This window comes from Burkholderia sp. APQ4-4ca, from assembly GCF_057837105.1.
This window is the reverse complement of sequence record NZ_JBYQCG010000166.1, coordinates 1-11,000: the sequence shown is the minus strand read 5'-3', so window position 1 is coordinate 11,000 and position 11,000 is coordinate 1. Positions and strand designations below refer to the sequence as shown.

General features: G+C 53.0%; 6 protein-coding genes and 2 pseudogenes. 5 read left to right on the top strand and 3 right to left on the bottom strand.

All coding sequences use genetic code 11. The annotated features are described in order from the left end of the window. From AC3IFE_RS19110 to AC3IFE_RS19090, 5 genes and pseudogenes are all read left to right on the top strand, one after another. A pseudogene (locus tag AC3IFE_RS19110) lies at positions 1-811 on the top strand (hypothetical protein); the annotation flags it as partial. A 1-nt stretch (position 812) separates the two neighbouring features. Next, positions 813-1,973, top strand: coding sequence for a helix-turn-helix domain-containing protein (locus AC3IFE_RS19105; protein ID WP_489191579.1), 1,161 nt, complete (start codon positions 813-815; stop codon positions 1,971-1,973). Further along, on the top strand, positions 1,957-2,529 hold the full coding sequence (locus AC3IFE_RS19100; RefSeq protein ID WP_489191578.1) for a PIN domain-containing protein: 573 nt from the start codon (positions 1,957-1,959) through the stop codon (positions 2,527-2,529). The genes AC3IFE_RS19105 and AC3IFE_RS19100 overlap by 17 nt, the downstream gene beginning before the upstream one ends. 270 nt (positions 2,530-2,799) lie before the next feature. After that, a complete protein-coding gene (locus tag AC3IFE_RS19095) occupies positions 2,800-6,174 on the top strand; it encodes a helicase-related protein (RefSeq protein WP_489191577.1) in 3,375 nt (1,124 codons plus the stop codon). A 22-nt stretch (positions 6,175-6,196) separates the two neighbouring features. After that, entirely contained in the window at positions 6,197-9,598 is a 3,402-nt protein-coding gene (locus AC3IFE_RS19090) for an Eco57I restriction-modification methylase domain-containing protein (RefSeq protein ID WP_489191575.1), read from the top strand. Between the two features lie 129 nt (positions 9,599-9,727). Here AC3IFE_RS19090 and AC3IFE_RS19085 read toward each other — a convergent pair. The 3 genes and pseudogenes from AC3IFE_RS19085 to AC3IFE_RS19075 form a co-directional block, all read right to left on the bottom strand. Then, a pseudogene (locus AC3IFE_RS19085) lies at positions 9,728-9,937 on the bottom strand (hypothetical protein). 255 nt (positions 9,938-10,192) lie between these two features. Next, a complete protein-coding gene (locus tag AC3IFE_RS19080) occupies positions 10,193-10,570 on the bottom strand; it encodes a hypothetical protein (RefSeq protein WP_489191574.1) in 378 nt (125 codons plus the stop codon). After that, a partial coding sequence (locus AC3IFE_RS19075; protein ID WP_489191573.1) for an IS66 family transposase occupies positions 10,570-11,000 on the bottom strand: 431 nt, incomplete at its 5' end. The genes AC3IFE_RS19075 and AC3IFE_RS19080, both read right to left, overlap by 1 nt.

Here is an 11,000-nt window from a genome sequence, read left to right as displayed (position 1 = left end):
ACATATTCAGTATGTTCGGGTTCCGGTTTCCGTGAAGCCGATGCGGAGAGCTGAGCCTAGCTTCAGGTCGCGCCCGTTTATGTTTTATCTGCTGGCTGGCCTCGGGGCGATCGAGTCGGGAGCAAACAAGGTCATGATTCCCGAGAACGGTCAAGGGAGCATAGGCGGATCCCTAATCGTGACCGGGCATGAGGCGAAGCATCGGAGTTGTTACCCAGGGTTTACCGCGAAGCTGTCGCGTTTCGTCGAAGCATTGACGGGCAAACGCGTGAAGTTCTATCATCCGGCGCTTTTCAAAACGAAGGGAGCAGTCCTGCGCGCGCTTGCAGATGTTGGTGAGGATGTACGCGCAGTTCTAGCCAGACACCGCTCTTGCTCATGCGATGCCCGACTCACGTCTCGCGATGGGCAGATGTTCCACTGCGGGCTATGTGGAAATTGCTTGCTACGACGCGCAGCTGAACATTCTGTCGATCTTGACGGTACGACCGAATACCTCTTTGAAGACTTAAGTGCGGGGACGCTCGAATCTGCGCTGAGATCGGGGAATGGCGAGGTCAAGATGCGCTTCTTCCATGATCTGGCGAGGAACGGCGCGAGAGACATGCAGCGCCTTGCAGATTTGGTTTCAGCGTCGAGTGGCAGTGCCGCTCAGGTGGCTGCGATTGATCTAGCTAGATTCGTCGACGGCGGCATCGAATATGCAACAAGTAGTTTGACTAGGCTACTGAATTGTCACGCGGCGGAGTGGGGTGAGTTCCTTTCTACGTGTGGCGAAAACTCATGGATTTCACGAACTGCGAGGGGATAGCATGGCTATCGAATTGAAGGTCCGCCCGGAAGTCTTGGGGGCGCGACTGAAAAGCGCCCGCTCGCTGGCTAAGATGACTCAGGATGTAGCGGCGCAGAAGCTTGGCTTCGCTCGCACGACGGTGGTTGCTATCGAGAGTGGGAAGCGAGCTGTCTCGGTAGATGAGCTGAGGTCGTTTGCTGAATTGTATGCAATTTCGGAAAGCGAGCTTCTTGCCGATGGTATGCCAAGCCTGGACATGGAGTTGAAGTTTCGGCTGCACTCCAGTAGTGACGATGCTGATAGTGCAATCGCACATGTGCTGCTGAACAAACTGGCAGCGGCGTCTGTGGAGCTCGAGACTATGCTCGAGCGAGCAATGCTACAACCAGATCTACCGGTCATTTCGATTGGTAAGTCCGGGTCCGTAGATCAGCAGGCCGAAGATGTGGCTCTCGCTACGCGACAGCGCTTGGGTATTGGTCTCGGCCCGATACCAGATCTCATATCTCTCGTTGAGCTCGATATGGGATTACGAGTATTTGAGCGCGGTCTTCCTCCACGGGTAAGCGGAGCCTTCGCGTACGATGAATCGGTCGGTGGATTTATTGTCGTGAATGCGGTACATCCGGCCGCGCGACGGCGTATCACTATCGCTCATGAGCTTTGCCATGCGTTGTTGCGACGGTCTGGTGCGGTCATTCACACGACCGAAATGAACTCGGCCGACCGAGAAGAACGGTTCTGTGATGCGTTCGCACGAGCTCTGCTGATGCCGGCTACGACGGTGAGGAAGAAGGCTGCTGAATTGCGCGATGCAGCGGGACAGTTCTCCGTTCGGCAATTGCTCGCAATGGCGGTGTACTTCCACACGTCCATCGAAGCAATGACGCGGCGACTCGAGGGGTTGGGTCTTTTGCCTAAAGGCACGTTCGAGTCCTTGAAATCAAAAGGACTGGGAACCCAGCACCTTGAGGAGGTCCGACGGGAGCTGGACGAACCCGAGGCTGTGAATCGCTTCACTCCGCGAACGCTGCTGCTTGCAGCGGAGGCATACGAAAAAGGGTTGTTATCGGAGCAACAGATCGCAAAGAAGCTGCAGCTGGATCTAGGTGCGGTCCGAGACGTGTTGGAGCATGTGAGCCCAGGGGGCGAGGGAGAAGCGCTTGAACTTGCCATCTAGTGGGTTTCCGGCTGGCCCGTTGGTCCTTGACGCAAGCGTGCTGTTCAACCTGCTCGGTACGGGTCGGCCGACGGAGTTACTTCGTGCGCTAGGCGTGCCGTGCTGGGTCGAGGAGCGTACGGCAGTTGAGATTCGCCGCATGCCTGGTCAACGAACGGAGAGCGCTCCTTTGCAACCGTTAATAGACGATGGGTGCTTGAATCTCCTCCGCATGTCGGAGCAAGCATACGAGACGTATCTAACCTTGTTGAGTGGCCCGTCGACGGACACCTTGGACGACGGTGAGAGTGCTGCAATCGCCCTGGCAGTCGACGGATTGGGCAGCGTGATTCTCGACGATAAAAAGGCTCGACGGATCTTGGCTGCTCGTTTCCCGAGCGTTGAGTCCGGAACGTCCCTATCATTGATTGTCGAAGCAGCACGACGCGCTGAATGGAGCGAGCATGAACTACGCGACGCGGTTTCTATGGCCCGCAACGTCTCAAGAATGGCGGTTGTGCTGCATGAACGCGCGTTGTTTGCAGAATTGCTTGCGGCAGATCGAACTAACGCTTAAGCAGGTGCACTGCGCCCTGGAATTGCGAGCGACTGGGCGCAAAAATCACACCAACTCAGTTGCCCAGAACCCCGATTATCGGGGCGGGAAGATAAAATGGAAGGGCCGTCTGTCAGTGAACGGTGTAGCCGGCTCGGACCTGTTAAATTCATGTCGTCTCGGTCGCATGGCGTGCTTCCTCGGCCGCCAGTTGTGGCGGAGAAGGCGAACGACTGCCTTCGGGTAATCTCGATCCACCAACTCGAAAAATCGCCGCGCAGAGGGCGAAATATGCCAAGAATTTTCGACAATATAGAAAAGCCGTTGCTGTCCGCGTTGCAAGAGACCCTTCAGGTTGCCGAACGTGCGGATTTTTGCGTCGGGTATTTCAACCTTAGAGGATGGCGACATCTGTCAGGCTACGTGGATAACTGGTCAGGCGGCGATGGCCATTGCTGCCGCCTGCTGGTCGGTATGCATGTTACGCCTAGCGACGAGCTGCGACACACGCTTCGCGTTCACGACGACGAGACACTGCTTGACAACCAGACAGCGCTGCGGGAGAAACGACGTATCGCTGCGGAGTTCCGCCAACAACTGACGTTCGGCGCACCCAACAACGACGATGAAAAGGCGCTGCGTACGCTTTCAGCACAGATCCGAGCGTCCAAGCTGGTGGTCAAGGTGTATCTGCGCCATCCGCTGCACGCCAAGCTTTATCTTTTGCATCGTCGAGACACAAACAATCCGATTACAGGTTTCCTTGGGAGTTCTAACCTCACCCTGGCCGGAATGGCCAAGCAAGGTGAACTCAATGTTGACGTCTTGGAACACGACGCTTGTAACAAACTGGTCAATTGGTTCGAAGATCGCTGGAAAGACCGCTGGTGCATTGATATCTCTAAGGAACTGGCTGATATCATCGACGAAAGTTGGGCGGCTGAGCGCCTGCTACCGCCTTACCACGTTTACCTCAAAATGGCTTATCACCTCGCGCAAGAGGCTCGAGCGGGCCTTTCTGAGTTTCGTATCCCGTCCATCTTCCGAGACACGCTATTTGATTTTCAAGTCGCAGCGGTCAAGATTGCCGCCCACCATTTGAATAAGCGCGGCGGTGTGCTGATTGGTGATGTCGTCGGTTTGGGCAAATCGATGATGGCAACGGCACTGGTCAAGGTGTTCGAGGATGATTACAACACCGAAACGCTGATCATCTGTCCAAAGAACCTGGTGCCAATGTGGGAGGATTATGCGCACCGCTATCGCCTCCATGCCAAAGTGTTGCCGCTTTCTAAAGTGATCGCCGAACTTCCAGAAAGAACTCGGCGTTACCGCTTGGTGCTGATCGATGAATCGCACAATCTGCGCAACAAGGAAGGCAAGCGCTGGAAGGTTTTGCGCGAATACATTGAACGTAACGACAGCCTGACTGTACTGCTATCGGCCACGCCCTACAATAAGACGTACTTAGATCTGTCTGCTCAACTTGCCTTGTTCCTTAAAGAGGATGCCGACATTGGAATCCGTCCCGAGCACCTACTGTCCCAATTAGGCGGCGAACATGAGTTTGTGCGTCGCCACCAGTGCGGCGTGCGGTCTTTGGCTGCCTTCGAGAAGAGTGAAATCCCGGACGACTGGCGCGAGCTAATGCGCATGTATATGGTGCGTCGGACTCGTGGCTTCATCATGCAGCACTACGCCAAAGAGGACGAACGCGGAAAATACCTCTTGTTCTCCGACGGGCGGAAATCGTATTTCCCAAAGCGTATTCCGAAGAACCTCACGTTCACCATTGATGAGAAGAACCCAGCAGACCCATATGCGCGGTTCTACAGCGATATGGTCGTTAATGCTATCAATGATCTGATCCTACCTCGATACGGCCTCGGCAACTACATCGTATCCAAGTCGAAATCACCTCCTTCCCCGCACCAGATTAAGATCATTGACGGTCTTTCGCGTGCTGGTACGCGATTAATGGGCTTCTGTCGCACCAACTTGTTCAAGCGGCTAGAAAGTGCCGGGCCGGCCTTTTTACTGTCGCTCGAGCGGCACATCCTGCGCAATTTTATCGTTCTGCACGCGTTGGAAAATGGTTTAGATGTCCCGCTCGGCACACAAAGCGCCGAATTGCTCGACACGCGTCACTACGATGAGGATCCTGATGGCCTGCTTGCCAATGGAGACGACGAATACGCGGATCCAACATCGACCAACGGCCTGCGAACGGAAGCAGATTTTCGCGAACGGGCAGTCAAAGCCTATAAAGCATATAGCGGTGAGCTCAGTAGCCGTTTCAAGTGGTTGCCCAGCTCACTGTTCGTAAAAGCGCTCGCGAAGGATTTGTTGATCGACACGAAATCCCTGATGCGGGTACTCTCAGACTGTGGCGAATGGAAAGCCAGCGCTGACAACAAACTCGCAGCGCTAATCGAATTGATCAACGAGTGGCACCCCACGGATAAGCTCCTTATTTTCACTCAATTTGCTGATACGGCCCGCTATCTGAAAACGCAATTAGCAGCGTTCGGGATTAAGCAAGTGGAGGAGGCGACGGGACAAAGCATTGATCCGACCGCACTGGCTTGGCGCTTTTCACCGGTGTCTAATGATAAGCAGGAGGTCATCAAGAAGTCCGATGAATTGCGCGTGCTGATTGCTACCGACGTGTTGTCCGAAGGACAAAATCTCCAGGACGCGCACATTATCCTCAATTACGACCTGCCTTGGGCCATCATCCGCCTGATCCAGCGCGCTGGCCGCGTGGATCGCATCGGGCAGCAGGCCGATACGATTCTGTGCTACTCGTTTGTTCCAGCTGATGGGGTGGAGCGACTCATCAACCTGCGTGCGCGGGTACGGCAACGCCTGATTCAAAACGCGGAGGTCGTTGGCTCCGACGAAACGTTTTTCGACGACGATGCGGGCGAAGACTTGATTCGAGATCTATACACGGAAAAGAGCGGTATTCTCGACGATGATGGAGATACAGAGGTTGATTTATCTTCCTATGCTTGGCAAATCTGGAAGAACGCTACTGATGCCGATCCGGCGCTCGCGGACAGGATCGAAGCGATGCCCAACGTGGTATATGCAACCAAGGCGCATGCCTCTAGCCCAGCTGCGCCCTGCGGTGTACTGGTGTACATGCGCACGACGCAGGGAAACGATGCGCTGGCTTGGATGGATAAATTGGGCAACCCCGTCACTCAGTCGCAGCTCACAATCTTGAAGGCTGCTGCCTGCTCGGCGGATACACCAGCATTGCCGCGCGCTGACTGGCACCACGAACTTACCCAAAAGGGGTTAGTTCACATTGCAGAGGAAGAAAAGTCTTTCGGTGGAGCTCTTGGACGCCCGTCTGGGGCGCGCTTTAAGACGTTCGAGCGCCTCAAGCGGTTTCGTGAAAATCAGGGCGACAAACGCGATCTCTTCATCACGGACGAATATATACGCCGCATCGATCGGGTGTTGGAGGAAATTTACCGGTACCCACTTTACCAAGCTGCGACCGATACAATCAACCGCCAGCTCAAGGCTGGGATTGGCGATCATTCTTTAGTCGATTTGATATTCGCACTCCGAGAGGATGGTCGGCTTTGCTTGATTGAAGACGAGGAACAGACGCGAGACCCCACGCTCATTTGCTCGATGGGCCTTGTTTGAGCAAAGCGAAAGATAAAAAACGATGAACGATAAAACTCAATTTCAAACGCTGCTTAGCCAGTTCAAGCTGGTGGATCTCTTCAACGATCTGGGTTGGGATAGGCCATCTCTTCGGCCACAAATTGTTTCCGTCGAAGGGCAAGAATATACGCTTACCCAGGTTGCTCATAAGCGCGGCGTTGCGGTTTTCCGCTGCTCGCCCGACGCGACGGGTAGTATTCCATCACGGCCGGTCTTGCTTAAGATCGAGCGAGAAGCCACGAAGATCGCGCATGAGCACTTGCTTGTATTTGCTGATGCAGGTGAAACCATGCTTACTTGGCTGTGGGTGTCGCGAGCACCTGGGAAACCTACAAGTACCCGCACTCATACATGGCACAGAGGGCAAAGTGGGGAAGCTCTACGTCAGAAGCTTTCACAGATCGTATGGTCGTTGGAAGAGGAAGTAGCGGTTACCTTGACCGATGTGATTACAGGGTTGCGACGGGCTTTCGATCGCGATCGAGTTTCCAAGAGCTTTTACGATAAGTTTAGGGCTCAGCATGCCGAATTCGCCAAGTTCGTCGACGGGCTGAGCAGCGTATCGGACAAAGCTTGGTACGCATCTCTAATGCTTAATCGGTTAATGTTCGTTTATTTCATTCAGAAGAAGGAATTTCTGGATGGCGACAAAAACTATCTCTCCAACCGCATGGCGCAGGTCAAAGCCGAGGCCGGAAAAGACAAATTTCACAGCTTCTACCGTCAATTCTTGCGTCGGCTATTCCATGAAGGGTTGGGCCAACCGAAAGCTGAACGCGATGCTGCTATGGTCAAATTGATCGGAGACGTTCCCTATCTAAACGGTGGTTTGTTTGCCGTGCACGAATTGGAAGAAACCAACGTAAACATTGACATCGCTGACGAAGCTTTTGAGCAACTTTTCGCATTCTTTGACGCGTGGGATTGGCATTTGGACGACCGTCCTCTATCTTCGGGAAGAGAGATTAATCCTGATGTGTTGGGTTATATCTTCGAAAAGTATATCAATCAAAAGCAAATGGGTGCGTACTATACTAAGGAAGATATCACTGAGTACATCAGTAAGAACACCGTTATTCCACAACTTTTACAGCGGGCGCATGAGCGCTGTAAAGTCGCGTTTGATGGGGAGGCATCGATCTGGAGTTTGCTAAAAGCGTCTCCGGAACGCTATATTCATCCATCGATGAAAATTGGAGTTATCGACGCGCGGGGAGCGCTTGTCCCCGAGACTCACCTGCCTGACTTCGTTCAAGGCGGAATGAGGGACGCTCAGACACGCCTGTTCGATAAAAGTTACAATTTTGGCGAGGCGACGTTTATCACGGCCACCGGTGAGCGCGGTACCTTACCTGCTGAAACGTGGCGCGAATACTCTCAGCGTAGAAGCCGTTGCATTGCTGCCCGAGAAAAACTGGCTCGGGGCGACGTCAAGACGGCTGATGACCTCGTTACGCTGAATTTGGACATCCGTCAATTCATGCAGGACGTAATCGATATGGGCACGAGCCCTGACCTGCTTCGTGCGGTTTGGCAAGCTATTGTCGGTCGTATGCCAGAGAATTCTAATGATAAGTACCGACATGGCATCACTATTCTCGATCCGACATGCGGTTCAGGTGCATTTCTGTTTGCGGCACTCAACGTGCTTGAACCTCTATACGAAGCCTGCCTTGATCGCATGGAAAGCTTTGTTGAGGATGCGAAGAAGCTTGGCAAGGAGGCCGCATCGGATTTTCTGAATGTACTGGCCGAGGTCGATAAGCATCCTTCGCGTCGCTACTACATTTATAAAAGCATCATTCTGCATAACCTCTTCGGCGTGGATATCATGCCTGAAGCGGTGGAAATCTGTAAGTTGCGCCTGTTTCTAAAGTTGGTGTCGCAAGTCGATGGCGGGCGAGAGTTGGAGCCGTTACCGGATATCGATTTCAACATCCGTGTTGGAAACACATTGGTTGGATATGCAACCGAAGCGCAGTTCGATGCTACCGATACACTAGCCAGCGATCAGGCCCATAGGAGCGAAATTAAATCCAGTATCGTTGATCTCGCGAAGTTATTTGATCGATTTCGTGAGCAGCAAACGGTCATCGGCGGAAAGGTGACGTCGAACGACAAGCGTAGTCTGCGCGAAAAACTGGCAAATCTCAGGGCGGATTTGGATAGATATTTAGCTTATGACTTTGGAATTGATTCGAGAAATAAGAAATCGTTTTCTGATTGGCATGAGAATCATCGACCGTTTCATTGGTTCGCGGAGTTTTACGGTGTAATCCGCGATGGGGGGTTCGATGTAGTAATCGGAAATCCGCCATATGTCGAAATTCCAACAGCGTACAGCCGAACACTTCTTCGTGGACTCTATCGTACTGCATTGGAGAAGTGGAGTCGAGATGAGGACCTCTATACTTTGGTCACGGAACGTAGTTTGTCTATACTCAAGAATACGGGGAAACTGGGGTTAATTTTACCCCTTTCGTTGTCCTGCTCAACTAAGCGACCTTTCGTAGCAATGCGACAAGTGCTCAGTAAGGAACAGGGAACTTGGTGGTGGAGCCACTACGATCGGATTCCAAGTGCGCTATTTGGAAACGAAGTGAGGACGCGATGCACGATCGCGCTCCTTTCTCGTGACTCCCGAGACGGATACGTCGCGCGCCGTCTTACGTCGGCTTTGATGAGATGGACTGCAGAGCAGCGGCCACAGCTTTTCCAGTGTATTGGGTACGCTGCGATCAATTCGACTATTGTAGACGGAATTCCGAAAATAGGGGAAGAGATACAGGCAGCAACATATGACCGTTTGTCTGAATTGGGGTATAGATTAGCCGAGGATCTAAGGAAGCCTATATCTTTCTCTTCATTGGCTGAGTCCGCGCCGGAATTTCCGGAGAACTCCATTTTTGTCGGCGGAGTTGCATATAACTGGTTTCCTGCTTGGAGAAGTATCCCCCCGACAACTACCGCAACTGGCGAGCCCTCGCTCCCAGCCAGAACGGCTGGCTTCAAGTTCGACAACGAGGATGACGCAAATATTGCTTTTGCAATGCTTTGTAGCTCGTTGGGCTATTGGTGGTGGGCGACCGCATCCGATGGATTTAATCTAAAAAAATGGCTTATCGATCGATTTCCTTTGTCGCGACGGGGCGTGGCCAAAGATAAAAGGAATGGATTGGCTAAGCTTGGCGCAAAGCTGGCAAAGGAGCTTGAGGAGCGGTATGTTTATAAGGACAATCGAGGTCGAATTGGGAATTATTTTCTTCCTGCATGTCAATCTACAATCGATGAAATAGATAGCTATTTGGTCGAAGCCGTGCCAGCGCTGTCTACAGAATTTTTCTTAAGTATCCGTGATTTCAATGCTTCGTTCTCAACCGCAGAGATCGACGACTCGGATTGAGAATACAGCGCTCGTGGGCCCGTGGTGAAATTGATCATGGAGCACAATTGAAAATGGTCACGACTCATCAAGCACTTATTGTGGAAGGAGATTTTGCAACGCTATCACTGAGTATTGGCTCCGACCAGGCTACCATGGTTTCGGCGCCTCACGAATCAGATAATCAGCAAGATTTTTACCCCCTGAGCCAGTTCGGTCGGGGGACATATCCCGGCCAACTTTTTTGCTGTTGGGGTCATAGTAGAGGGCGGGGGCGTTCTGCCGTTTTGCTTGGATGAAGCCACCCGCTCTTAGCAGTTCAATCTCGGTGATTCCGTATCCCTTGACGTCCTGCGCGATCTGCTTAAGTTTGGCATGTTTCTCCTGCCGATTTGTTTATTCGATAAGCAGATTTAGCTGACCGAGTTACTCTGTAGGTCTCGAATGTTGTTGTCCGTGTGACGTTAGCGTGATTGAGTTGCTACTTGGAGCAGAGGGCATAATGAGGTTCGTATCGCAAGTTTTGTGGGATCAAATAGACGGACAGCAATGGTCGACTATACCTGCCGAAAGTGGGAGATGTAACGGCTTGTCATCGCAAAGTCAATGCCTCGATCATTGTCTTGCGAGTATTTGACATGGCGCGGCGGGGAAATCTGCTCGATCATGACTGGAATCGAATGTCGAGATCGCGCGTTCGATTTTTTGCCGAACATCCTCCGGCGGCACGTTGGATACGACATCTTCATACACGAGATGCAAGATTTGTTTTGCACCGTCAGGATCCTTTTTCATCACAACCCCGGAGTAGATCTTTTCGCTGATACCGAACTTGCCGTCCAAGTTGTTCGTATGCCGATCATTGGCTCTCGCGGTGAGGTGGTGACGGATCAGTGCCAAAGCCGCATCTGGCTTGCTGCCATGAATCTGGCCACTTAGGATGGAACAGAATCTCGCATGATCTTGCGTATGCGGTCTTTTAACGACGCCCATCAGAGGTTGGGAGTGGCAGGCATGCTCCATGGCATGAGGGCGGCATAGTCGTCGGCGGTTGCGGCGAGCGGCAACCTGGTGAACAGCCAGACCAGATAGCGATACGGCTCGACGCCGTTCGCCTTGCACGTCTCGACGAGGGAGTACAGGTTGGCGCTGGCCTGCGCGCCAGCGACAGTATCGGAGAACAGCCAGCCCTTGCGGCCGACGACGAACGGCCGGATCGCGTTCTCGCACAGGTTGTTCGAGATCGGCCAGTTGCCGTTACCGACGTATCGGACCAGCTTTGACCACTGCCCGCTCATGTACTGCAATGCCTTGCCGAGCAGACTCGACGGCACGACGCCTGGTAGATGCTCGACCAGCATGCGCTCGATGATGTCGAGCACGCGGGCGCTGTACCGGATGCGCAGTCGCTGCCGGCGTTCAG